The following is a 23,242-nucleotide window of genomic DNA, read 5'->3' as shown; positions in this document are numbered from 1 at the left end:
GCTTTTACGCTGATTCCTTATGCCCTCGTGCTGCTACACCTGCGCGTGTTCTACGCGCGTGAGGAAGCGTGGACCCCCACCTTCATCATCGCCGGCATCACGCTGACCAAGGTGGTGCTTTCCTTGCTGGCCCCGCACGTGGCGGACTCCCCGGAGCGCGTGGTCATCCTGCTGGGCACGGCCAACGGCTTCGGCTTCGTGGCTGGCGCGGTCATCGGCGGCTTCCTGCTCAAGCGCAAGCTGGGCAGCCTGGGCGGCCGCGCGGTCATCGCGACGACTATCTGGTCAGTGCTGGCCTCCATCGTGGGTCTGGTCGTTGCCTACGCCATCAACTACGGCATCAACTTCGTGCTCCCGGCACAGGTGCCGCCGTTTGTGTACCTGCTCAAGCTGGCCGTCGTGGGCCTGGTCTTCGTGATCGTGACCGGCATCGTGCTCTCGCGTTCGGGTCTGCCGGAAGTCATCAACCTGGGCCGCCAGCTGCAGCGCATTCCGGGTATGTCCCGCATCATCAAGATCGAGCATGCAGAGGCCATCGAGGTCGAAGCCCCGGAGCAGCTGGAGTTCCAGCCCATCTTCAGCGTGGATGCCTTCAACTCCTCGCCGGTACCCCCGCCGATGTCCGCCGGTATCGTCCGCGGTCCACGCCTGGTGCCGGGCGCCCCGGTCTCCGATGGCCGCTTCCGTCTCCTCAAGGACTACGGCTCTGCCGCGGGTACCCGCTTCTGGAAGGCCCGCGAGCAGGCCACCGGACGCCTGGTATCGCTGACCTTCGTGGACACCACGGGCGAGGCACCCATGGCTCCGGCCACCCCGGCCGTGGCCGCCCGCCGCTCCGCAGAGGTCTCCCGCGCCACGCGCCGCCTGGCGGAAATGGAGCTGGATGCCGTGGCGGAGAACATCGATATCCTGTCCTACCGCCAGGGCTGCCTCGTCGTGGCGGACTGGGTCGAGGGCACCTCGTTGAAGACGGTGTCGGAAGACAAGGACCTCGATCCGCGCGCCGTGGCCCACGCCCTGGTACCGCTGGTGCGCACCACGGCCGCCGCCCACGCGGCGAACCTCGTGCTGGGTATTGAGAACCGCAACCGCATCCGCATTTCCACCGAGGGCGTTGCCACGCTGGCCTTCCCCGCGGTACTGCACAGCAACGATGAGGAGACGGACCGCTCGGCGCTGGCCTCCGCCATCTCGCTCCTCGTGGAGTCCACCAAGCCCACCCCGGAGGTGCTGCAGGAGATTGCTGCCGATGCCGAAGAGGGCGAGGACTCCGATCTCGAGGACATCGCTCACCGCCTGGCGGCCTTCGCCGGCGATGGCGAAGAGGGCGAGGAAACCCTCCAGGTTCCAGTGGAGGAAACCCCGCGCAAGGAGGACCCGAGCCCCGCACCGGGCTTCGGCGGCCGCGGCTACTCAGGCTCCGGCACCATCGTGCTGGGCGTTCTTGCCACCCTCTTCGTCGTGGCGATGGCCGCGCTGAGCGTCTGGATCCTCTCCCAGGTGGGTAACGAGAAGACTTCCCCGGTGGTGACCAAGAGCGAAGCCTCGACGGAGGCCACGTTCCCCAACGTCCCGCCGGTCCTGTTCAAGGACGTCAAGAGCACGTCCGTTCCGGAGGGCAAGGAGGTCACCGGCGAGTGGACCACGAAGGAAGCAGAATCCGGACTTCTGCTCAGCATTGACAAGCCCACGCAGCTGCACGTGCTACCGCTAAAGCAGGAGGATTCCATCGGTGCGAAGTTCGTGGTCTACGGGGTGGATACCAAGGATTTCGATCCCACGGATCCGGAATCCGGCACGCTCACCGAACTCGCGCACGGCACCCTGACCAGCGCACGCCAGGACATCGAGCTGAAGAAGAAGCCCGTGGCCTTCGACGGCGCCCTCATCCTCTTTACTGACATGCCCAAGTCCGGTTCCGTCACGCTGGAGGAGGCCACCCTGGTGGGCATCCCCACCAACTAACGCACCTCCTCACGCATTTCCCCAGACCTCGATCCCGCAACTCCCTGCTCGCTGACTCAGATGTGCAACGCGCTTGACGACGCCCACCTGCAGGTTTCGGGTTGCAGGTCTGGGGCTTTGTAGTTCTTGCGCTCTCTTCCCTTGACAGATAAGGGGAGGGGCGTATAATTGTTGTTGTCACGTCAACAAACTAGAGAACTGAGGAACCCCCATGACTATCACTGCAGGAACGTACGCACTGGACCCGGCACACACCACCATCGGCTTTGTCGCCCGCCACGCCATGATCACCAAGGTGCGCGGCAATTTCAACGAGTTCGACGGCACCCTGACCGTAGGGGAGAACATTGCTGACTCCGCCGCCACCGCCACGGTGAAGACCGCGTCCATCGACACCAAGAGCGCTGACCGCGATGCCCACGTGAAGGGCGAGGACTTCTTCGACGTTGAGAAGTTCCCAGAGATGACCTTCACCGCGACTAAGTTCGACGTTAACGAGGCAGGCGAGGGCACCGTCACCGGTGACCTCACCATCAAGGGCACCACCAAGTCTGTCGACTTCAAGGTAGACGAGGCCGGCGTCGCCGAGGATCCCTTCGGCAACACTCGCCTGGGCTTCGAGGCCAAGACCTCCATTAACCGCCTCGACTTCGGCATCGACTTCAACGCCCCGCTGAAGACCGGCGGCGTGCTGGTCTCCGAGGAGATCAAGATCGAGCTCGAGGTTTCTGCGATTAAGCAGTAAGCCATAAAGCGCGAAACCTCACCGTAGGAAGTAGTTCTAAGTTGTTGCCCGTAGTGCCCATTTCGGTACTGCGGGCAACAACTTTTTAACAACTAGAGGGACAACAATGGAGTAATAAACAACTCTGAAACAACTCCGGGCGGCTTACCTGTGATACGCACCGCAGCGACGTTTAAGATGTAGCGCATGACTACCGCAAACCTCACCCATGCTGAAGCTTCCGCCCGCAGCGCCGCGCTGCGCCTGAGCACCTACGAGTTGCACCTCGACGTCACGAGCGCACCAACCGACGCCGATTCCTACGAGGTCACCTCACGTATTACATTCACCACCACCGAACCCGAGACCTTCGTGGACTACCTGGGCAAGGCCGTGCACGCAGTGCGCGTCAACGGCGAGGAGGTGGAGAACACCTTCGACGGCGGACGCGTCTACCTGCGCAACCTTCCAGTGGGGGAGGAGCTCACCGTGGAGATCACCGGCTCCTCCTATTACTCCCGCACCGGCCAGGGCCTGCACCGCATGCACGACCAAGCCGATGACACCACGTACCTCTACTCACACCTCGAGCCTTCCGATGCCCGCCGCATCTTCCCCTGCTTTGATCAGCCGGACCTCAAGGCCAGCTACGAGGTGCACCTCACCGGCCCGGAAGGCTGGCAGCTCTTAAGCAACCAGCCGGAGGTTGGCCGCGAGAAGACCGAGGGCAGGGAAGTAGCGCACTTCGCGCCGACGCCTCTGCTGTCGACGTATTTGACGGCGTTTGCGGCGGGGCCGTACGTCGAGAAGCACAGCACCTGGTCCGCACCCGATGGAACCTTAAGCGTCGAGCTGCGCGCCTTTGCCCGCGCCTCCATGGCGGAGTACCTGGATGATGAAATCCTGCAGGTCACAGCACAAGGCATGGACTTCTTCCACAGCAACTATGGCTACCCGTACCCGTGGGGCAAGTATGATTCCATCTTCGTGCCGGAGTACAACCTGGGTGCGATGGAGAACCCCGGCCTGGTGACCTTTACGGAGCACTACCTCTTCCGTTCCGCCGCCACCCGCGCGCAGCATGCTGGGCGAACGAATACGATCCTGCACGAGATGTCGCACATGTGGTTCGGAGACCTAGTCACCCCGCAGTGGTGGGATGACCTGTGGCTCAAGGAGTCCTTCGCGGAATTCATGGGCGCGGACTCCTCGGTGCACGCCACCGACTACACCGAGGCCTGGGTCAACTTCGCCGGTCAGCGCAAGAACTGGGCCTACCTGCAGGATCAGCTGCCCACCACGCACCCGATCAAGGCCGAGATCCCAGACGTGGATGCCGCGCGCCAGAACTTCGACGGCATTACTTATGCCAAGGGCGCGGCGGTGCTCAAGCAGCTGGTGCACTACGTGGGCCGCGAGAACTTCTACGCCGGCGCGCGCGACTACTTCCAGGAGCACGCCTTTGGCGCAGCCACCTTCGACGACCTCCTCAAGGCCCTGAAGAAGCACACCGACCGCGACCTCGATGCCTGGTCCACCGCCTGGCTGCGCACATGGGGTCCGGATACACTCACCCCGGAGCTTCACACCGACGGCGATAAGATCCACGAGCTCGCCATCGTGGTCGAGGCCGAAGACACCACGCGCCCGCACCGCCTCAACGTGACGCTATTCGATGACTCCCTGAACAAATACGCCACCCTTGACGTCGATCTGGAGGGCGAGCGCACCATCCTCGACGAGGCTTCTGGACTTCAGGCGCCGGCGTTGCTGCTGCTGAACGACGGCGACCACACCTACGCCAAGGTCCGCTTCGACGAGACCTCCTTGGAGACCATTCGCACGCGCCTGTCTGAAGTTCCGGATGAGCTCTCCCGCGCGGTTATCTGGACCTCCCTGTGGAACCTCACCCGCGATGGCGAGTGGCCGGTGCGCTCCTACCTCGACACCGTGCTGAAGCACGCCCCGGCGGAGTCCAACCCGACGCTGCTGACCACCGCCTTTGCCAATGCAGGCTATGCCATCAACCACTTTGTGGGCGAGGAGGCTCGCGAGGAGATTCGCGCCGACTACGCCGAGCGCCTGTGGGAGGTGCTGCAGCAAGCACCGGCAGGCTCCGACGCACAGCTCACCGTCGCCCGCGCCGCCATCCAGGCACTTGCCGCCACCCCGACGGAGTCCGGCACGCAGCGCCTGCGCGCGCTTCTCGACGGCTCCCTCGACGGCCTCGCCCTCGACCCGGACATCCGCTGGGCCATCTTGCGCGCGCTGGCCGCCCGCGATGCCGTCAGCGCCGAGGAGCTCGAGGCGGAGAAGGAGCGCGATAACACGCTCACCGGTGCCGCCGCCTACCTGGGCGCCTCCCACGCCTTCCCGTCTGCCGAGCTCAAGCGCGAAGTCTTCGACCTCGTGCGCACGCCGGGTAAGTACTCCAACGCGGAGGTGGATTCCCTGCTCGCGGCGTTCAACGCGCCGCGCTCGGCCCACCTCACCGAGGCCTTTGCCCAGGAATACTTCGACTCGTTGTCTCAGCTGTGGGAGGAGCACCCCATCGAAATTGCCAACCGCCTCGTGCGCGGGCTCTACCCGGATCTCGCAATGGCCGACGCCGCCACCAGCGAGTTCCTGGCCACCGAGCGCCCACGTGCGCTGCGCCGCGTGCTGCTGGAATGCCAGGATGCGCTGCGTCGCGCGCAACGCGTCCGTGCCGCGCAATAAGCGCTTCGCGTAGCGGACAGAAGAATCTTCCCGTAAACTCGCAGACACATTAACGGGGGGACAATCACAAACCATCGGCTTCGGCTGGGGGCTGTGTTGACCCAAATGTCATTGCTCAAGTTTCCGGGGGGATTCTTAGTGTCAGCACAGCCGACCGATCGTGAACTCGTCGACGCCTTCATTGGCGGAGATACTAAGGCTTTTTCGGCAATCGTCGAGAAGCACCGCGCGCGCCTGACCGCCATGGCGCGGCGCTACACACGCAACGATGATGATGCGCAGGACATTGTGCAGGAGGCGCTGCTCAAGGCCAGCTGCAATATGGCCTCCTACCGGCACGATGCCACCCTGAGTACGTGGCTGCACAGGCTGGTGATGAACTCCGGATATGACTTCCTCAACCATCGATCCAACCGTGAGAACGCGTCCCTGGACGCGGAGATCATTGAGGATGACCGCAACTATGCACTCGCGCACAATCCCAGCGAGAACCTGGCGGAGCGCATCACGGTAGCCCAAGCGATGGAGACCTTGCGCGAGGACCAGCGGGAGGCGCTGTACCTGACCGATGTTGCTGGCTATCCCATCGATACGGTGGCCAAGGTGCAGGGCGTGGCGCCTGGCACGGTGAAGTCGCGCCGAGCCCGGGCTCGGCAAGTGTTGCGTGCGGCGATAGACTGAGGGCGAGTAGAATCTGAGTCTTACTTAAAAATTATCGTTTCAAGGGAGTTTTTAGTGACTATCCACGATGTCGCCATCGTCGGCTCCGGCCCCGCCGGCTACACCGCAGCGCTCTACGCAGCACGTGCCGAGCTCAATCCCATCGTCTTCGAGGGCTTTGAATACGGTGGCGAACTCATGAACACCACCGAGGTAGAGAACTACCCGGGCTTCCAGAAGGGAATCATGGGCCCTGAGCTCATGGAAGAGATGCGCGCCCAGGCCATCCGCTTCGGTGCCGACCTGCGCATGGAAGTCGTAGATTCCGTCGAGCTCGAAGGCGAGGTGAAGAAACTGCACGTGGGCGACGAGGTTTATGAAGCCCGTGCTGTCATCCTCGCTACCGGTGCCGCTCCGCGCTACCTAGGGATTCCGGGCGAATCGGAGCTGACTGGCCGCGGCGTGTCCGCGTGTGCCACCTGCGATGGCTTCTTCTTCAAGGACCACAATATCGCCGTCGTCGGCGGCGGCGATTCCGCCATGGAGGAGGCTACCTTCCTCACCAAGTTCGCCGAGACCGTCACCATTATCCACCGCTCGGAGAACTTCCGCGCCTCCAAGATCATGCTGGAGCGCGCCAAGGACAATCCAAAGATTAAGTGGCTGACCAACACCACCGTCGAGCGCGTCCTGGAGAAGGACGGCAAGGTCGGTGCCCTCGAGGTCAAGAACGTGCTGACCGGTGAGACCAGCGAGCTGGATCTGACCGCCATGTTCGTGGCCATTGGCCACGATCCGCGCTCCGGCTTCCTTAACGGCCAGGTAGAGACCGATGAAGCTGGCTACGTGGTGGTAGAGCAGCCGTCCACCAAGACCTCGCTGCCAGGTGTCTTTGCCTGTGGTGACTTGGTGGATGACCACTACCAGCAGGCCATTACCGCCGCGGGCTCCGGCTGCCGCGCAGCGATTGATGCGGAACATTTCCTGGCCGAGAACCGTTAGTGATCACATGAGCAACATTAAGAACGTCACTACTGATTCCTTCCGCGCCGACGTCGTGGAGGCAGGCAAGCCCGTCGTCGTGGACTTCTGGGCCGAATGGTGTGGGCCGTGCAAGAAGCTGTCCCCGATCCTCGAGGAGGTCGCCGAGGAGCTCGGTGATGACGTCTCCGTGGTCAAGGTCAACGTGGATGAAGAGCGCACTTTGGGTGCCATGTTCCAGATCATGTCCATTCCCTCCGTCCTGATTTTCAAGAACGGCGAGAAGGTCGATGAGTTCGTTGGCCTGCGTTCTAAGGCCGACATCGTGGCACAGGTAAAGAAGCAGCTCTAACTGGTAGTCTTTAACTCGTTGACGGCGCACTAAGGTGCGCCTCCTTGATCACGAAAGGGGTAGGTGTGAACCGCGTTTTACGTGTAGGTGACCAGAGCGTTCGGGTCGCCGAAGCACGCGCAACCCTTGCCCGCCTCGGCCTGATGACTGACTACCAGGGGACCTTGTCCGACTGGAAGAAGCAGAAGTATTCCGAAGCCGATAAGTACTTTGATAACGAGCTGGCGCAAGTGCTCAAAGCCTTCCAGCAATCCCGCGGCATCGTGCCCAGCGGCGATATTGATGACCTTACTTTGCGTGAGCTGCGTCAGGCTTCCTACACCTTAGGCGCGCGGGTACTGGCTTATGAACCGGGCAACGTGCAGGTGGGAGATGATGTATCCCAGCTGCAGCAACAGCTCCAGGAACTCGGCTTCTACCAAGAACGCATCGATGGCCATTTTGGGGCCCGCACCTACGCGGCGCTGGCGGAATACCAACTGAACTCCGGCCTGCGCAGCGATGGCATTTGCGGCCCGGCCACCATCAACGCGCTCAATCTGCTGGGTCGGCGGATCACGGGCGGCTCGGCGCACAATATCCAAGAGCGCGAGCGCGTGCGCAACGCGGGGCCCAAGCTGGCGGGCAAGCGCGTGGTGATCGACCCCAGCCTCGGCGGCTTCAACAAGGGCCGCACGGTCAGGGGCCGCTATGGCGACATCACGGAAGAAGAGATCCTCTGGGATCTGGCCGAGCGTGTTGCCGGCCGCATGATTGCCGCCGGCATGGAGACCATCATCTCCCGCCCGCGTACCGATGATCCCTCCATCCACGATCGCGCCGACATTGCCAATGCCTTTGGCGCTGACTTGGTCATTTCACTCGCCTGCGATGAGTACCCCACGGAAAAAGCCAATGGCGTAGCCACCTTCTACTTCGGTTCTGAGTCCGGCAATTCCTCCCTCATTGGGGAGACGCTCTCCGGCTTCATCCAGCGCGAAATCGTTGCCCGTACCGAGCTGGGCAACTGCCGCAACCACGGCCGCACGTGGGCGCTGCTGCGCTTGACGCAGATGCCGGTGGTGCAGGTAGTTCTGGGTTACCTGACCAGCCCGAAGGACGTGGCGATTCTGACTAACCCAGAGTGCCGCGATGACATCGCCGAGGCCATCGTCGTCTCCGTCAAGCGCCTCTACCTCCTCGACGACGACACCGCCGTGACCGGCACGTACCGCTTCGACGAGCTCCTGCGCGCGGAGCGCTCTTCCTAACGGGCTTAGGCCAAGGCGCGGGCGAGGAGGTCTTCCACGGCGGCTGCGGTCAGCAGATCGAAGGCAGGCGGCAGCTCGAGGCGCAGGCGCGGCGTGATGGGGTGATCGCGCTCCACCCTGAAACCGGCGGATTCCAGCGTTTCTACCGGTAGTAGGCCGATACGGCCGGGCTTATCCCGCAAAAGATTCTCGGCGGCGCGGGCATCGCGGTAACCAAAGGCCTCAACGGCGCTGGCTTCGCGGGAGGTGAGGTGCATGATGGTGGCATCGAGAAGCACTGCCTCCAAGCCCTTCGCCGCACGGTGCGACTTCACGAACAGGGAGGACACCAGCACCGCGTCCTCCGAAACAGGGGAGGTGGGCAGCTTTGCGGCACCGGGGGCAAGATCGGGCGGGCAGAAGAACACGGTGGCTTCATCACCCACGGTAAACCCGCACTCGCCGCAGCGCAGCAGCGTGGAGCTGATCCATGCTTCCTTCTCGAAGGCCGGATCAGCGACCGTGGTCTTCAGCTCCCAGAAGATGGATCGGGCCGCCAAGGGGTTGATGGCAACGCCTTCGTTGACGGCTTGGACAAGCATGGTCAGCTAGCTGCTTTCCTTGCCCTCAATGAGGGCCAGAATGCGCTCGAAGTCTTCCTGGTCGCCGAATTCGACGACCATCTTGCCCTTGCGCTTGCCCATGGTGACGGTGACCTTGGTGTCAAAGCGATCGGCCAGACGTTCAGCGGAATCGGTAAAGAACTGCGGCTGCGGGGCGGCAGGCTTCTTGCTTGGCTCGGCCGGCTTGCCGTCGCGCTTGTATAGGGTGACGGCTTCCTCCGTGGCGCGCACGGACAGGCCCTCGGCCACGATGCGGTTCGCAATGAGCTCCATGGCCTCGGCATCCGGCAGACCCAGCAGCGCGCGGGCATGGCCACCGGACAAGGTGCCAGCGGCGACGCGCTTCTGCACGCTGACCGGCAGCTTGAGCAGGCGAATCATGTTGGTGACCTGCGGGCGGGAGCGGCCGATGCGATCAGCCAACTCGTTCTGGGTCACGCCGAATTCCTCCAGCAGCTGCTGGTAGGCGTGGGCCTCTTCCAGCGGGTTGAGCTGCACGCGGTGGATGTTCTCCAGAAGCGCATCCCGCAGCAGATCATCATCCTTGGTATCGCGCACAATGGCCGGGATGGTGGCCAGGCCCGCCTTGGAGGAGGCGCGCCAGCGGCGCTCACCCATGATGAGCTCGAAGCCGCCTTCCTCAGCGGGGCGCACAACGACCGGTTGCAGCAGGCCGAACTCCTTGATCGAGTGGACCAGCTCCGCCAGCTCATCTTCGTCGAAGACAGAACGCGGCTGCTTCGGGTTCGGCATGATGTCCCCGACGGAGATCTCGCGGTACGTCGCGCCAATCACCGAAGGTTTCGCCTGCCGCTTCTTCGAGCCAGTGGACTGCTGGATGGTCGGCGCACCCTGCACCTTCTTTGCCGCAGAGCCCTGAGCCCCGCCGGTCGAAGCGCCGAGGATAATGTCAGCCGCCGAATCCCCAAGACGCGGCTTGCGGGAGGGAGCACCCGGGCCAGACGGAATGAGAGCGGCCAGTCCCTTGCCTAGTCCGCCCTGGCGCTGCTCCGGCTTCTGGTCTGCCTTCTTATCTGCCATGGTGTCCTATCCTTCCAATTCCGCGAAAATCTCTGGGCTCACGCCGATGGCACCCGTGGTGGGGTGCGGCGTGTAGTCTCCGCGCTTGTCCAGCTCGCGTGCGGCGGCGGAGTAGGCGCGGGCGCCTGTCGACGACGGGTCATAAGCGATAACCGTCTTACCATAGCCCGGCGCCTCCGAAACGCGCACAGAACGCGGGATGACGTTGCCCAAAACGACGGCGCCGAATTGCTCACGCACCTCGTTGGCCACCTGCTCAGCCAGTTTGGTGCGGGCATCGAACATGGTGAGCAGCACGCCGGAGATGTGAAGGTCTTCGTTGAGGTGCTCCCGAATCATGGAAATATTGCCCAACAGCTGGCCCACGCCCTCCAGCGCGTAGTACTCGCACTGGATGGGGATGATGACTTCCTCCGCACACGTCATCGCATTGATGGTGAGCAGGCCCAGGGAGGGCGGGCAGTCGATGAAGACGTAGTCGAAGCCGTGCTCCTCGAGGAAGCCGTTGTGCAGGGCGTCATAGAGGCGGAACTCGCGGCGGACCAGGGAGACCATTTCGATCTCAGCGCCGGCCAGATCGATGGTGGCAGGAATGCAGTAGAGGTTCTCATCGTCGGGGCAGTGCTGCATTGCTTCGTCCGCGCTGCAGTCACCCAAAAGGACCTCATAGCTGGATTTGGTGCCGGAGGTATGCTCCGCGCCTACCGCGGTGGAGGCGTTGCCCTGCGGGTCCAAGTCGATCACCAAGACCTTCTTGCCGGCCTCAGCGAGCGCGGCGGCAAGGTTGACGGCGGAGGTGGTTTTACCCACGCCACCCTTCTGGTTCGCGATGGTGATAAGACGAGGATGAGTCATGCCGTCTACTTTAGTTCACGCGCGGGACACGGATAATCGTGGTGCCGTGGATGGTCATGACCTCGGCTTTTCCGCCACCCGCGCGCTTGATATCGGCAGCGTCGCGCTCCAGCTCCTCATGGACTGAAGAGCCCTTGAGAGCAATCATCTCGCCGCCTTTACGCACCAGCGGCAAGGACCACTTCGCCAGCTTGCCCAGCGGGGCCACCGCGCGGGAGGTCACGATATCCGCGCCCTGGACAGCCTTCTTCACCGGGCCTTCCTCGGCGCGGCCGCGGATGACGGTGACGTTATCCAGACCCAGCAGGTCGACGACCTCGTTGAGGTAGGTCGAGCGCTTGAGCAACGGCTCGATGAGAGTGATCTTCAGGTCAGGGCGCGCGATGGCAAGCGGGATGCCGGGCAGGCCGGCGCCACTGCCGACGTCGATAAGCGTGGCGCCCTGCGGCATCACCTCCGCGACCACGGCACAGTTGATGAGGTGGCGTTCCCACAGGCGCGGGACCTCGCGGGGGCCAATAAAACCACGAGTGGACCCGTCCGTGGCGAGCGAATCGTGATACTTCTGCGCGAGCGGCAGACGCGATCCGAAGACGTCAGACGGGTCCAGTGGCACAGTGTCGGACACAGATTCAGTCACTGTGAAAACTCCTGGGTTAATTTCTAGTTATTGTTCTTACGGCGCTGCTTCTTGGAGCGATTGTCCTTCTTGCGTGCGCCCGGCTTCGGCGCGGAGGTGCGCTTGAGCTCAGCCTTGGCGGCTGCCTCTTCTTCTTCCTCGCGGTCCATCTTGGCGTAGACGATGCGAGTCTGGAAGAAGGTCCACACGGTGTTAGCCAGCATGTAGAAGAGCAGACCGATGGGCCAGATGAAGCCGGAGAACACCAGCATGGCCGGCATGAACCACAGCATCATCTTGTTCATCATGGCCATCTGCTGCTGCATCATTTCCGCGTTCTGGCCCTGCGGGGTAGCGGTCTTGCCGGCGGCGCGGCGTGCCTCCTGGCGGTTGAGGGACATGCGGGCGTTGAAGTGCGTGAGCACCGCAATGATGGCGATGAGCGGCACGATAATAACGGCCGCCTGCATGGTGGTGGTTTCCTTAACGATCTCCAGACCGGAGTTCAGGCTCAGGTTGGCCACCAGCGGCACGCCGAAGATCTTCGCATCCACGAACTGCTTCACCAGCTCGGGCTTGAAGATGTAGTTGGCGATGGAGGCGTTCATTTCCTCTGACATCGCCTCACCGGCCGGGTGCCCGATACCACCGGCGACGGCCACAGTACGGTCGAAGGAACGCAGCACGTGGAAGAGACCAATGAACATGGGGATCTGCGCGAACATGGGCAGGCAGCCCGCCACGGGACGCACGCCGGCTTCCTTGTAGATGCGCTGCATCTCCTGCGCCGCCTTGGTCTGGTCATTGGCGTACTTGGTGCGCAGCTCTTGGATTTGCGGCTGGATCTCCTGCATCTTGCGTGAAGAGCGCAGCTGGGTGATGGTCGGCTTGACCATGATGGCCTTGAGCGTCCACGTCAGCAGGACGATGGCGATGATCCAGGTTCCGCCCCATGCGGAATCGAGGACGAAGCTCAAGAGCCAATGCCAGAACCACAAGACGGCTGAAATTGGCCAATAGATGAAATTAAGCACGAGAGTTGTTTACCTCAGTTGTTGTTTGGTCGGTACCGGATCAAACCCACCCGGGTGCCAGGGACCGCACTTGCATAACCTGGCGAGCGCCATGCCCGTTCCCTTGAAGGCTCCATGGATGGAGATGGCTTCGAGGGCATAGGCACTGCACGTCGGTTCAAAACGACAGGTGGAGACCATCTTAAGGCCTGACACATGCTTTTGGTAGAAGCGCACCCCGTAAACCAAGACCCTGCCGAACCCGCGGGCTTCGGGGATCTCTTGGCCTTGGGAGTTCAGATATCCCATGTGCTTAACGCTTTGCGGATATCACGCTCAAGACGCTGGCTGGTGGCCTCGCTGCTGGCGGGCAGCGCACGAATAACGATGTCGACATTGGCGGGTAAAGCTTTCCCGTTGACTCCATCGCGCATGAGCGACATGCACACATGACGAAGCCGCCGGGAGGTGCGGTGGCGAACCACGGCATTCCCGACGGCTTTCGACACAATGAGGCCGAACCGCGGCCCAGTGGCCGCGATGTCGTCTTCACCGTCATTAAAGCGCAAATGCACGACGGCAGTGCGCGTGCCCGCCCGGCGCCCGCCCTTGATGGTCCGCCGAAACTGCCTCGGGGACGTGAGCTTGTGCTGGGCTGGAAGCATGAATTAAGCGGTGAGCTTAGCGCGACCCTTCTTGCGACGAGCGGCGACGATAGCGCGGCCGGCGCGGGTGCTCATGCGGGTACGGAAGCCGTGCTTGCGAGCGCGACGACGGTTGTTCGGCTGGAAGGTACGCTTACCCTTTGCCACGATTAACTCCTTGAAGTTGTTGGTGGATGGCACAGCCCAGCGCCGCCGGCGCTCAGGCTTAAACATCCACTGATGAATGGTGTACGTGGGGATGAGGCTTCGCACTTGAAGCGCCATGAGGCGTGGCGAGGCATTCCCACATGCAACATGTGCACCATGCACTGTTGCGATAGACCATCACAGGTTACGTGACAGGTAGCGCGCTAAACAAATCGACACACTGGGTGTCCCCGAAATTACAAGGATGTTTTTATCCGCAGCTAGAGCGCCACTTTTCACCCACATGCTGCGCGGTCAACGCCTCCTCCCACCGACCGTGGCGCGGTCGAGCCGCGGTCGCGCCAGGCGTGCAAAGAAGTGCGTTAGACAGCATCCCCATAACGCGGTACAACTGAGGAATCTAATTCCACAGCCGCCCACAGGGTGTGGATAACTCTCAATCATGACTTGAGACTTTTGCTATTTGAGCAGGTCAACTGCATTAAGGAGCCGATGTAAAGTTATCCACAGCCATGAGATAGGCTGTGGATAAACCACCTATTCACACCTGTGGATAACTTTGTGGAATCCGAGGTTACACACTAAAACATCGTGTGGAATCCCCGGTGGAAATCACAAGAAATTGGAATTTCCGCATCCCCGTCTCTTCCTCATCCGTCCATCCGTCCCCGATCCAACCCACGTTCACGCAGTACATACTGCGGCCCTGAAGCCTCTCTTTCAGGCACGTAAGTAGCTGTGGCCGGCCCCACCCGCCGGCACCGCGTGGCCGTGAAGCACACAGAAGGTAGGCGTTTTGTCTGATCCGCAAGCAGCCCTAAGGGCCAGCTGGAAAGCTGTGGTCAGTGATTTGCTGGCACAGTCCGAACAACCGAACTCGGACGTTCCCAACTTCACCCACAGCCAACGCCTCAACCTCCAGCTCGTAGAGCCCATCATGATCGGGGATGGCTACGCGTTGATTGCCGCCCCGCACGAGAATGCCAAGAGTGTTATTGAGGCTGAGCTGGGGGAGTACATCACCCGCGCTCTGTCGCAGCACATGGGCCGGCCGTGTTCCTTGGCCGTGACCATTGCCGCGCCCCCGCAGCCTGCTCCGCAGGAAGAACCCGAAGCTCCCGCCCCCCAGCGCCCCATTCAGACCGAGGCACCGGAGTACGGCATGGGCCACCAGGCTCAGTCTTTCCAACAAGCCATGCCGCCCACGCCACCGACCCAGCCGGCCCAACCCGCTCCGCCCGCTCATCATCAGCCGCGCTCATGGGATGCCGCGCATTCCCCGGCCAGCCTGGATGAGTTGGCTCAGCACTACAGCGAACAGCAACACACCGCTCCCAGCGGCTACCCGGACTACTCGGAGGCAGCCGGCGCGCGCATTCCGCGCGAGGAACCCGCGCACAACCCAAACCACGAAAAATCTCTCAACCCGAAGCACACTTTTGAAAACTTCGTCATCGGGTCCTCCAACCGTTTTGCCAACGGTGCCGCCGTGGCCGTGGCCGAAAACCCCGCCCGCGCCTATAACCCACTGTTCATTTGGGGCGGCTCCGGGCTGGGCAAGACGCACCTGTTGCACGCGGCCGGCAATTACGCCCAGGTCCTGCACCCGGGCCTGCGGGTGAAATATGTGTCCTCGGAGGAATTCACCAACGATTACATCAACTCGCTGCGTGATGACCGCCAGGAATCCTTCAAGCGCCGCTACCGCAACCTGGACATCCTCATGGTCGATGACATCCAGTTCTTGGAAGGCAAGGAGTCCACGCAGGAAGAGTTCTTCCACACCTTTAATGCCCTGCACCAGGCCAACAAGCAGATCATTTTGTCTTCCGACCGCCCGCCGAAGCAGCTAACGACCCTGGAGGATCGCCTCCGCACCCGCTTTGAGGGTGGTCTGATTACGGATATTCAGCCGCCAGACCTGGAGACCCGCATCGCCATCCTCATGAAGAAAGCTTCTGCGGACGGCACAGACGTCGATCGCTCGGTCCTCGAGCTCATCGCCTCCCGTTTCGAATCCTCAATTCGCGAGCTCGAGGGCGCGCTCATCCGTGTATCTGCTTACTCTTCCTTGGTCAATGAACCGATCAGCCTAGAGATGGCGGAGATTGCCCTGCACGATTTGGCTCCTGATTCTGCCGATCGCCAGATCACCGCGGCGGCCATCATCGAGGTCACGGCGGACTACTTCAACATCGACGTGGACACCCTGCGCGGTTCCGGGAAGAAGCGCGCCGTTGCCCACGCCCGCCAGCTGGCGATGTACCTGTGCCGCGAGCTCACCGAACTGTCCCTGCCGAAGATCGGTGATCAGTTCGGCGGCAAGGACCACACCACCGTCATCTATGCCGACCGCAAGATCCGCAAGGAAATGACAGAAAACCGCAACACCTACGACGAGATCCAGGCGCTGACCCAGCGCGTGAAGAACCACAACCAGCGCTAGAACCGCACGGCGCTTGGCGACGTCCCCTCCCACCCCGCACATCCTCCCCGCGGGCGTGGGCCGGGGACGTCTTTTTGATCGGCGAAAACTTATCCACATAGTTATTCACAGCTGTGTAATTCCACTGTTGTAATTTGTAGATCCTCGTCACGTTTTCTTCTTCCACAGCAGATCAGCGGCCTCTTCAGCCTTGTGAGCAACCCTGTGATCAGCGACGATAGATCTGGGGATGGATTGTCGATAACTTTGGCCCCGACCGAGTTACTCACATTTCTTGTCATTTGATCACAGTGATCCCACACCCTGACTCACAGATCGGTTCGCGGCTGAGAGCTTGGCCTTTGCTGGGTTGTCCACAGATCCCACAGCGCTTATTACTACTCCTATTTTGTTTTCTCCCTAACTAAGAAGAAAAAGGGTGTGTGTGATTCGCCGGCGCCCGGCCTGGCCGCACGGTCTCATCGAGGGCCGAAGAGGGTGAATGACAAAACTCCTGTGGTTTGGTGGTGATCCTGTAAGTTGGAGTGAGCTTGCAAGAATCTTCCATCCGGAACTAGAGGAGTGTCTCATCACCATGGAGCAGTCCGTGTCATTTCGCGTTGCCAAAGATGACCTCGCCAACGCCGTCGCGTGGGTTGCGCGCAGCCTGCCGTCGAAGGTCACCCAGCCGGTGCTGCGCGCCATGCTGATCACCGCGGATGACAATGGTTTGGAATTCACGGGCTTCGACTACGAGGTGTCGACTCGCGTGCGCATCGCCGGCATGGTCGATGAGCCGGGCCGCATCGCCGTGGCCGGTAAGTTGCTCTCTGACATCGTTGCTTCCTTGCCCAACAAGGAAATTGAGATGACACAAGAGGACAACAAAGTTCTGTTGACCTGTGGTTCCTCACGCTTCGAGCTGCCGCTCATCCCGCTGGATGATTACCCTCAGCTCCCTGTCCTGCCGGAGGTTACCGGCACCATCAACCCGCAGCTCTTCGTCGAAGCCATCAGCCAGGTCGTCGCGGCCGCCGGCAAGGATGACACGCTGCCCATGCTCACCGGCGTGCACATCGATATCAATGGCTCCCACGTGGAGATGACGGCTACGGACCGCTTCCGCCTGGCCATGCGCACCTTCGAGTGGGAGCCGGTATCTCCTGATGTCCAGGCCAAGCTCCTCGTACCGGCCAAGACTCTGCAGGAGACCGGGCGTTCCCTGGATACGCACCTCAACATCCCGGTTGAAATCGCCGTGGGCACGGGTGAGAACATCGCTGCGGAAGGTTTGTTCGGCCTGCATGCCGATAACCGCGAGACCACCACGCGCATGCTCGATGCAGATTTCCCGAATGTGGCACCCCTGCTGCCGAAGACCCACACGGCCATGGCCAGCATTGAGGTCGCCCCGCTGCAGGAAGCCATCCGCCGCGTATCCCTGCTGACGGACCGCAACGCCCAGATCCGCATGGAGTTCAGCGAAGGTGAAGTGACCTTGGCCGCCGGCGCCGATTCCGGCCGCGCAAGCGAGTCCCTGCCCTGTGCTTTCAACGGCCGCGACAACTTCGTCATTGCGTTTAACCCGTCCTACCTCAAGGATGGTTTGGCCGTGGTCCACACGGACCGCGTGGTCTTCGGCTTTACCGAGCCCTCGCGCCCGGCGATTATGATTCCGGAGCCGGAGGAGCTGCCGGAGGCCAACGAGGATGGCTCTTTCCCCACCCCGGAGACTGACTTCACCTACCTGCTGATGCCAGTGCGCTTGCCGGGCTAGGCCATATGTTTATTCGCGATCTCGATGTCAGGGACTTTCGCTCCTGGCCCGAGCTCACTCTCAGGCTGCAACCGGGGATTACCCTTTTTATCGGCCGCAACGGTTTTGGCAAGACCAATATCGTCGAAGCCATCGGCTATGTTGCCCACCTGTCCTCGCACCGCGTCGCCCACGACGCCCCCCTCGTGCGCCACGGCGCAACCAACGCCCGCATTTCCGCCACGGCGGTCAACCAGGGGCGCGAGCTCACCGCGCACCTGCTCATCAAACCCCATGCAGCTAACCAGGCACAGATCAACCGCACGCGCCTGAAATCCCCGCGGGAGCTGCTCGGCGTGGTGCAAACCGTGCTCTTTTCCCCGGAGGATTTATCTCTCGTGCGGGGCGAACCGGCAACGCGCCGCCAGTATTTGGATGACATCATTGCCTCCCGCACTCCGCGCCTGGCGGGTATCAAGGCCGACTATGACAAGGTGCTCAAGCAGCGCAACGCGCTGTTGAAGTCGGCGTCACCGAGCCTGCGCCGCGGCTACAACGACAGCGACGGCGCCTCAGCGCTGGCAACCCTCGACGTGTGGGATACGCAGTTGTCTTCGCTCGGCGCGAAGGTGATCCAGGCACGCCTGGCGCTTGTCGACGAACTCCGCGAGCTCATCCCCGCCGCCTATGCCGGCCTGGCCCCGGAATCGCGCCCGGCGGCCATCGAGTACAAGTCCACGGTGGATACCTCCGACCGCGAGGTCATCGAGGCGATGATGCTGACCGAACTTGCTACCAAGCGCCAGCGCGAAATCGAGCGCGGGATCTCGCTCGTCGGCCCGCACCGCGATGACCTCATTCTCAACCTGGGGACGAGTCCCGCTAAGGGCTTTGCCAGCCACGGTGAGACTTGGTCTTATGCCATCTCCTTGCGCCTAGCGGAGTTCAACCTGCTGCGCCAGGATGGCACGGATCCGATCCTCATCCTTGACGATGTCTTTGCTGAGCTCGATGCCAAGCGCCGCGAGAAGCTCGTCCATCTCGCCGCAGGCGCGGAACAAGTGCTCATCACTGCGGCGGTGGATGAGGATTTGCCCGGCAACCTACAGCCCATCGAGCGCTTTACCGTCAGCGTGCGCGATACCGACGAGGGCCGGGTATCAGAGATCGCACCGTACGATGCGGGCGGTGAAAGCGATGACTGAGCAGGAATTTGATCCGGTCAAAGCGCTCTTTGAGCGCACCCGAAACACGTCGAAAAATCCGCCAAAGCTCAATAAACCGGCCCCCAAGATGAACCTGGCGGCTACATCGAATGACCAGCAGACGAAGCCTTTTCGGCGCGGGCGTCCCAGCGGCCCCGACGGTCGCCGCCGGCGCCGCAGTCTCGAGATCCCTAGCCTGGGCGCGCAGATCCAACGCGAGATTGGCAAGCGCGGCTGGGAGCACGAATTAGCTCATGGCTGGGTCATGGGCAATTGGGAAAACCTCGTGGGCGAGCGCATCGCCGCGCATACCCAGCCGCTGACCATCAAGGAGCAGGTTGTTTACGTGGCGTGCGATTCCTCCAGCTGGGCCACTGAGCTGCGCTACCTGCAGCGGCCCATCTTGCAGAAGATCGCGGACCGCCTGGGCCCGGACGTGGTGGTTAAGCTCCACATTCAAGGACCCAAGCAGCACCGAAACTATGAGGGCCGCCAATGGGTCAAGCCGCAAGGCTCACAGGATACGTACGGCTGATCGGGGCGATCGCGAAATTCACGCAAATTTGGGGCTCTCACGGGCGTGCACTGTCCTCGCGTGGGGGGACACAGTGTAGAATGGCTAAAGTCTTAGATTTAGCTCTAGCCAAAAGGAGTACACGAATCCGTGGCTGAACAACACGCATATGATGCGGGGTCAATTACGATTCTGGAGGGCCTCGAGGCCGTCCGTAAGCGCCCCGGTATGTACATCGGTTCCACCGGTGCCCGCGGTCTGCACCACCTGATTTGGGAGATCGTCGACAACTCCGTCGATGAGGCAATGGCGGGCTATGCCGACAAGGTCATTGTCACCCTCCGTGAGGACGGGGGCATCGAGGTCATCGATAACGGCCGTGGTATCCCGGTCGAAATGCACGCCTCCGGTATCCCTACTGTCCAGGTGGTTATGACCCAGCTGCATGCCGGCGGTAAGTTCGACTCTGAATCTTATGCCGTGTCCGGTGGTCTGCACGGTGTGGGTATCTCCGTGGTCAACGCCCTGTCCACCCGCGTCGAGGCGGACATCAAACGCGATGGCAAGCACTGGTACCAGAACTTCAACAACGCCATCCCCGATGAGCTGGTAGAAGGCGATAATGCCCGCGGCACCGGCACCACCATTCGCTTCTGGCCGGACCCGGAGATCTTTGAAACCGTCGAGTTTAACTACGACACCATCGCCCGCCGCCTGCAGGAGATGGCCTTCCTGAACAAGGGTCTGACCATTGTGCTGCGTGACGAGCGCGCCATCTCCAAGGAGCAGGCCGAGCTCGAAGAGATCGCCGAAGCAGGCGATTCCGCCGTTAGCCTGAGCTCCCTGGATAACAAGGACGAAGCCGGCCAGGAGGGCGAGGACGGCGAGGGCAAGACTTCCAAGAAGAAGGAAGTCACCTACCACTACCCGAACGGTCTGCAGGACTACGTTGCGCACCTCAACAAGAACAAGTCCGCCATCCACCCCACCATCGTTGCCTTCGACGTTAAGGGTGAGGACCATGAGGTGGAAATCGCGCTGCAGTGGAACCAGGGCTACAAGCAGTCCGTCCACACTTTCGCCAACACCATTAACACTCACGAAGGCGGCACGCACGAGGAGGGCTTCCGCGCGGCTCTGACCACCCTGATGAACCGCTACGCCAAGGAGCACAAGCTCCTCAAGGAAAAGGATGGCAACCTCTCCGGCGATGACTGCCGTGAAGGCCTTGCTGCCGTTATTTCCGTGAAGGTGGCGGATCCGCAATTCGAGGGCCAGACCAAGACCAAGCTCGGTAACTCGGAGATCCGCGGCTTTGTCCAGCGCTCTGTCAACGAGCACCTCAATGATTGGTTCGACGCCAACCCGGCTGAGGCCAAGGTCATTATCAACAAGGCCGTATCCTCCGCACACGCCCGCGTAGCCGCCCGTAAGGCACGTGAGTTGGTGCGCCGCAAGTCCGCCGGTGACCTCGGCGGCCTGCCCGGCAAGCTGGCAGATTGCCGCTCCAAGGATTCGAAGCTTTCTGAGCTTTACATCGTGGAGGGTGACTCCGCAGGTGGTTCCGCGAAGGGCGGCCGCGATTCCATGTTCCAGGCTATCCTGCCGCTGCGCGGCAAGATCCTCAATGTGGAAAAGGCCCGCATGGATAAGGTTCTTAAGAACGCTGAGGTCCAGGCCATCATCACCGCCTTGGGCACCGGTATCCATGAAGAGTTCGATATTTCTAAGCTGCGCTACGACAAGATCGTGCTCATGGCCGATGCCGACGTGGACGGCCAGCACATCGCTACGCTGCTTCTGACCCTGCTCTTCCGCTTCATGCCGCAGCTGGTCGAGGATGGCCACGTGTACCTGGCGAATCCGCCGCTGTACAAGCTGAAGTGGGGCAAGGGCCAGCCGGGCTATGCCTTCTCCGATGCTGAGCGTGACAAGCTGCTTGCCGAAGGCTTGGAGCAGGGACGCAAGATCAACAAGGACGACGGCATCCAGCGCTACAAGGGTCTGGGTGAGATGAACGCCTCCGAGCTGTGGGAGACCACCCTGGATCCGACGACCCGCGTCCTGCGCCGCGTGGACCTGGAAGATGCGCAGCGCGCCGATGAGCTCTTCTCCATCCTCATGGGTGATGACGTGGCCGCCCGCCGCTCCTTCATTACCCGCCGCGCGAAGGACGTTCGCTTCCTCGACGTCTAAAACATCTCAAAGTACGAGCCCACAGGGGAACAAGAGAAAGCAAGAAAAAGACCAGCCCTCAGAAAGAGGTGCTGGTCTTTTGTTCTTCGGTGTCTGCGGCCCGAAAAAGCTAATCCACTTATACGGTATCCATGTGGCGTTGCAGAACGCGGCCGATGGTCGCCACGTTGGGCTCCAAGATGGAGGAGGCCTTGCCGCGCAGCGACTTGTAGGTGCGCGCGATGCCGGGGGCCTTAATGTCCTTGGCGGCCCTATCAGCCGCAGCCATGATGGCTTCGGTAACTTCGCCGCTGCGCCCGTCCAGGTAGGTGCCGAAATCGGACTGCTCAGAGCCTTCAAATTCCTTCCAGTAGGAATCCAGGGTGTTGAGCAGCTCCGGCAGCATCTGGTTGATTCCCTTGGACAGAACCTTGGAGTCTGCCTTCTTTGCGGCCACCAAAGCGCCCTTGAAGGCCATGCCGGTGATACCGGTCAGGGATGCTACGGCGTCGTCTGCTGCCGTGGACAAGTCCGCCACCACGGCGTTGCGGGTAGGAGACTGGAGGAGTTGGGAGAGGTTTGTCATACAGGCGAGCTTACTGTGCCGGGGCGCTGGAGCCTGCCTTGAGCGCGGCGATCTGGTCAGCAATCTCCGGGAAACCATTGGTGCGGGCTAGGCGCTCGAGGTCGAAGTCGAGACCACCCTCGTAGAGGCGGTTGTGCTCGGACGAACCGGAGGAGCCTGCCATGCCGATTTGCGCGGCGAATTCATCTGCCTGGGCGCGCAGGGCTGGGTTGTTATCCACGACGAGCTTGAGCAGTGCCATCGCTGCAGCGATGGAACCGCCGATGATGAGCGTCATGTCGATGGGCGTGGAGCCGGTCAGGGAGGAGCCGCCTTCGCCCTGCTCGAAGTCGGGATTTACGTTGGCCTTCCAATCATCATTCGTGGTTTCAGCGCTCGCGGCGGGGGCTACGGAAGTGGTGAGGGTGGTAGCCACAACGCCGGCGGCGAGGAACTTCTTCAAAGACATAGAGGACATAGGGAATTCCTTTCTCAGAAGGGAATAGAGACTTCTTTATCACGTTTAACTTACATAACTTCTGCAACAGAAAGATAGACCTGCGCGCACAATCGCGCGAATTCTTCATTCTTTCCGCTCAACGCGGGCACTGAGCGCAAGACCGTCTCCAGCGACTGCGCGGCCGCGGCACGGCTGCCGTGCACGGCAATCCCCTCGATGGTTGCCGTGCTCGCGGCGGCCGCGGCGGCTAGGGCGGCGAAGTTGGTTATTCGCACGCGATATGCCCGGCAGAATTCCCGCGCGATCACAATCAGTTGCTCAACACTCATTTGCGCGAGCCCCGAGCCTGGCGGATCTCCGCCTCCAATTCCGAGCGCCCGGGCAGCAGCCGGCGCGCGGTGTCCTGGACCTCAGCATCCGAAAGGGTCCGCGCGGCTGCCGCGACGACGGCGCGGACCACCGCCTCGTGCTTGGAATTACCTTGCGCGGAAGCCAACAAGGTCAGCGCGTGGTCTTGCTCTGGGGTCAGGCGCAGTGTCATAGCCATGGC

At 61.8% G+C, this 23,242-nt stretch carries 24 protein-coding genes; 12 read left to right on the top strand and 12 right to left on the bottom strand.

Going from position 1 to position 23,242, the window contains the following annotated elements; all coding sequences use genetic code 11:
* From HMPREF3009_RS13130 to HMPREF3009_RS09950, 7 genes are all read left to right on the top strand, one after another.
* On the top strand, positions 1-1,965 hold a 1,965-nt coding region (locus HMPREF3009_RS13130), incomplete at its 5' end, for a lipid II flippase MurJ (protein ID WP_304441147.1).
* 211 nt (positions 1,966-2,176) lie between these two features.
* Positions 2,177-2,710 carry a YceI family protein gene (locus HMPREF3009_RS09975; RefSeq protein ID WP_070512907.1) on the top strand — a complete coding sequence of 178 codons (534 nt, stop codon included), beginning with the start codon at positions 2,177-2,179 and terminating at the stop codon, positions 2,708-2,710.
* A 186-nt stretch (positions 2,711-2,896) separates the two neighbouring features.
* Positions 2,897-5,407 (top strand): aminopeptidase N, encoded by a 2,511-nt coding sequence (pepN, locus tag HMPREF3009_RS09970; protein ID WP_070681696.1) that lies wholly within the window; start codon positions 2,897-2,899, stop codon positions 5,405-5,407.
* Positions 5,408-5,545: 138 nt separating this feature from the next.
* Entirely contained in the window at positions 5,546-6,088 is a 543-nt protein-coding gene (locus HMPREF3009_RS09965) for an RNA polymerase sigma factor (protein WP_049155637.1), read from the top strand.
* Positions 6,089-6,142: 54 nt separating this feature from the next.
* Complete coding sequence (trxB, locus tag HMPREF3009_RS09960) at positions 6,143-7,069, top strand: thioredoxin-disulfide reductase (RefSeq protein ID WP_049155640.1); 927 nt, start codon at positions 6,143-6,145, stop codon at positions 7,067-7,069.
* A gap of 7 nt (positions 7,070-7,076) precedes the next feature.
* Positions 7,077-7,400, top strand: coding sequence for a thioredoxin (gene trxA / locus HMPREF3009_RS09955; RefSeq protein ID WP_046648711.1), 324 nt, complete (start codon positions 7,077-7,079; stop codon positions 7,398-7,400).
* 65 nt (positions 7,401-7,465) lie between these two features.
* The gene (locus HMPREF3009_RS09950; protein WP_049155642.1) at positions 7,466-8,650 is read left to right on the top strand and encodes an N-acetylmuramoyl-L-alanine amidase; all 1,185 of its coding nucleotides are present in this window, start codon (positions 7,466-7,468) and stop codon (positions 8,648-8,650) included.
* A gap of 5 nt (positions 8,651-8,655) precedes the next feature.
* Here HMPREF3009_RS09950 and HMPREF3009_RS09945 read toward each other — a convergent pair whose 3' ends face one another.
* Genes HMPREF3009_RS09945 through rpmH form a run of 8 tightly spaced genes read right to left on the bottom strand, consistent with a single transcriptional unit; the run spans position 8,656 to position 13,592 of the window.
* On the bottom strand, positions 8,656-9,231 hold the full coding sequence (locus HMPREF3009_RS09945) for a hypothetical protein (protein ID WP_046648707.1): 576 nt from the start codon (positions 9,229-9,231) through the stop codon (positions 8,656-8,658).
* 6 nt (positions 9,232-9,237) lie between these two features.
* Positions 9,238-10,293: a ParB/RepB/Spo0J family partition protein gene (locus HMPREF3009_RS09940; protein ID WP_046648706.1), complete on the bottom strand. Its 1,056-nt coding sequence runs from the start codon at positions 10,291-10,293 to the stop codon at positions 9,238-9,240.
* A 6-nt stretch (positions 10,294-10,299) separates the two neighbouring features.
* A complete protein-coding gene (locus tag HMPREF3009_RS09935; RefSeq protein ID WP_046648705.1) occupies positions 10,300-11,148 on the bottom strand; it encodes a ParA family protein in 849 nt (282 codons plus the stop codon).
* A gap of 10 nt (positions 11,149-11,158) precedes the next feature.
* Entirely contained in the window at positions 11,159-11,788 is a 630-nt protein-coding gene (gene rsmG, locus HMPREF3009_RS09930) for a 16S rRNA (guanine(527)-N(7))-methyltransferase RsmG (protein WP_049155644.1), read from the bottom strand.
* A gap of 23 nt (positions 11,789-11,811) precedes the next feature.
* Positions 11,812-12,801, bottom strand: coding sequence for a membrane protein insertase YidC (gene yidC / locus HMPREF3009_RS09925; RefSeq protein ID WP_049155646.1), 990 nt, complete (start codon positions 12,799-12,801; stop codon positions 11,812-11,814).
* Between the two features lie 9 nt (positions 12,802-12,810).
* Positions 12,811-13,089: a membrane protein insertion efficiency factor YidD gene (gene yidD, locus HMPREF3009_RS09920; protein ID WP_175975006.1), complete on the bottom strand. Its 279-nt coding sequence runs from the start codon at positions 13,087-13,089 to the stop codon at positions 12,811-12,813.
* Positions 13,077-13,445, bottom strand: a complete 369-nt coding sequence (rnpA, locus tag HMPREF3009_RS09915; protein WP_046648702.1) for a ribonuclease P protein component — start codon at positions 13,443-13,445, stop codon at positions 13,077-13,079. Before rnpA ends, yidD begins: the two co-directional genes overlap by 13 nt.
* Positions 13,446-13,448: 3 nt before the next feature.
* Positions 13,449-13,592, bottom strand: coding sequence for a 50S ribosomal protein L34 (gene rpmH, locus HMPREF3009_RS09910; RefSeq protein ID WP_003847033.1), 144 nt, complete (start codon positions 13,590-13,592; stop codon positions 13,449-13,451).
* A gap of 796 nt (positions 13,593-14,388) precedes the next feature.
* Here rpmH and dnaA point away from each other — a divergent pair.
* From dnaA to gyrB, 5 genes are all read left to right on the top strand, one after another.
* Positions 14,389-16,038: a chromosomal replication initiator protein DnaA gene (gene dnaA / locus HMPREF3009_RS09905; protein WP_046648701.1), complete on the top strand. Its 1,650-nt coding sequence runs from the start codon at positions 14,389-14,391 to the stop codon at positions 16,036-16,038.
* Positions 16,039-16,612: 574 nt separating this feature from the next.
* Entirely contained in the window at positions 16,613-17,794 is a 1,182-nt protein-coding gene (dnaN, locus tag HMPREF3009_RS09900) for a DNA polymerase III subunit beta (protein ID WP_049155649.1), read from the top strand.
* Positions 17,795-17,799: 5 nt separating this feature from the next.
* Positions 17,800-18,978 carry a DNA replication/repair protein RecF gene (gene recF / locus HMPREF3009_RS09895; RefSeq protein WP_070681694.1) on the top strand — a complete coding sequence of 393 codons (1,179 nt, stop codon included), beginning with the start codon at positions 17,800-17,802 and terminating at the stop codon, positions 18,976-18,978.
* Positions 18,971-19,513, top strand: coding sequence for a DciA family protein (locus HMPREF3009_RS09890; RefSeq protein WP_070681690.1), 543 nt, complete (start codon positions 18,971-18,973; stop codon positions 19,511-19,513). The genes recF and HMPREF3009_RS09890 overlap by 8 nt, the downstream gene beginning before the upstream one ends.
* Positions 19,514-19,642: 129 nt before the next feature.
* Positions 19,643-21,688, top strand: a complete 2,046-nt coding sequence (gene gyrB, locus HMPREF3009_RS09885) for a DNA topoisomerase (ATP-hydrolyzing) subunit B (RefSeq protein ID WP_049155658.1) — start codon at positions 19,643-19,645, stop codon at positions 21,686-21,688.
* Between the two features lie 118 nt (positions 21,689-21,806).
* On the opposite strand, the gene HMPREF3009_RS09880 is transcribed toward gyrB, so the two are convergent.
* Genes HMPREF3009_RS09880 through HMPREF3009_RS09865 form a run of 4 tightly spaced genes read right to left on the bottom strand, consistent with a single transcriptional unit; the run spans position 21,807 to position 23,239 of the window.
* A complete protein-coding gene (locus HMPREF3009_RS09880) occupies positions 21,807-22,253 on the bottom strand; it encodes a DUF6918 family protein (RefSeq protein ID WP_070517654.1) in 447 nt (148 codons plus the stop codon).
* Positions 22,254-22,263: 10 nt separating this feature from the next.
* Positions 22,264-22,710: a hypothetical protein gene (locus HMPREF3009_RS09875; RefSeq protein ID WP_070681687.1), complete on the bottom strand. Its 447-nt coding sequence runs from the start codon at positions 22,708-22,710 to the stop codon at positions 22,264-22,266.
* A gap of 50 nt (positions 22,711-22,760) precedes the next feature.
* Positions 22,761-23,021: a cell filamentation protein Fic gene (locus HMPREF3009_RS09870; RefSeq protein ID WP_070681684.1), complete on the bottom strand. Its 261-nt coding sequence runs from the start codon at positions 23,019-23,021 to the stop codon at positions 22,761-22,763.
* The gene (locus HMPREF3009_RS09865) at positions 23,018-23,239 is read right to left on the bottom strand and encodes a CopG family transcriptional regulator (RefSeq protein ID WP_070681681.1); all 222 of its coding nucleotides are present in this window, start codon (positions 23,237-23,239) and stop codon (positions 23,018-23,020) included. Before HMPREF3009_RS09865 ends, HMPREF3009_RS09870 begins: the two co-directional genes overlap by 4 nt.
* Between the last annotated feature and the right edge of the window lie 3 nt (positions 23,240-23,242).

It is taken from the genome of Corynebacterium sp. HMSC034H07 (assembly GCF_001815175.1).
Taxonomy (GTDB): domain Bacteria; phylum Actinomycetota; class Actinomycetes; order Mycobacteriales; family Mycobacteriaceae; genus Corynebacterium; species Corynebacterium hiratae.
This window is presented reverse-complemented; position numbering and strand designations above follow the sequence as displayed.

What these genes read in the sequence shown, in the direction of transcription:
- dnaN (WP_049155649.1), top strand. Translation starts at nt 16,613, where the DNA reads ATGGAGCAGTCCGTGTCATTTCGCGTTGCCAAAGATGACCTCGCCAAC.
- trxA (WP_046648711.1), top strand. Translation starts at nt 7,077, where the DNA reads ATGAGCAACATTAAGAACGTCACTACTGATTCCTTCCGCGCCGACGTC.
- rnpA (WP_046648702.1), bottom strand. Translation starts at nt 13,445, where the DNA reads ATGCTTCCAGCCCAGCACAAGCTCACGTCCCCGAGGCAGTTTCGGCGG.
- HMPREF3009_RS09935 (WP_046648705.1), bottom strand. Translation starts at nt 11,148, where the DNA reads ATGACTCATCCTCGTCTTATCACCATCGCGAACCAGAAGGGTGGCGTG.
- recF (WP_070681694.1), top strand. Translation starts at nt 17,800, where the DNA reads ATGTTTATTCGCGATCTCGATGTCAGGGACTTTCGCTCCTGGCCCGAG.
- HMPREF3009_RS09975 (WP_070512907.1), top strand. Translation starts at nt 2,177, where the DNA reads ATGACTATCACTGCAGGAACGTACGCACTGGACCCGGCACACACCACC.
- HMPREF3009_RS09940 (WP_046648706.1), bottom strand. Translation starts at nt 10,293, where the DNA reads ATGGCAGATAAGAAGGCAGACCAGAAGCCGGAGCAGCGCCAGGGCGGA.
- HMPREF3009_RS09875 (WP_070681687.1), bottom strand. Translation starts at nt 22,710, where the DNA reads ATGTCCTCTATGTCTTTGAAGAAGTTCCTCGCCGCCGGCGTTGTGGCT.
- HMPREF3009_RS09945 (WP_046648707.1), bottom strand. Translation starts at nt 9,231, where the DNA reads ATGCTTGTCCAAGCCGTCAACGAAGGCGTTGCCATCAACCCCTTGGCG.
- HMPREF3009_RS09890 (WP_070681690.1), top strand. Translation starts at nt 18,971, where the DNA reads ATGACTGAGCAGGAATTTGATCCGGTCAAAGCGCTCTTTGAGCGCACC.
- pepN (WP_070681696.1), top strand. Translation starts at nt 2,897, where the DNA reads ATGACTACCGCAAACCTCACCCATGCTGAAGCTTCCGCCCGCAGCGCC.
- HMPREF3009_RS09870 (WP_070681684.1), bottom strand. Translation starts at nt 23,021, where the DNA reads ATGAGTGTTGAGCAACTGATTGTGATCGCGCGGGAATTCTGCCGGGCA.
- HMPREF3009_RS09865 (WP_070681681.1), bottom strand. Translation starts at nt 23,239, where the DNA reads ATGGCTATGACACTGCGCCTGACCCCAGAGCAAGACCACGCGCTGACC.
- yidD (WP_175975006.1), bottom strand. Translation starts at nt 13,089, where the DNA reads ATGGGATATCTGAACTCCCAAGGCCAAGAGATCCCCGAAGCCCGCGGG.
- HMPREF3009_RS09880 (WP_070517654.1), bottom strand. Translation starts at nt 22,253, where the DNA reads ATGACAAACCTCTCCCAACTCCTCCAGTCTCCTACCCGCAACGCCGTG.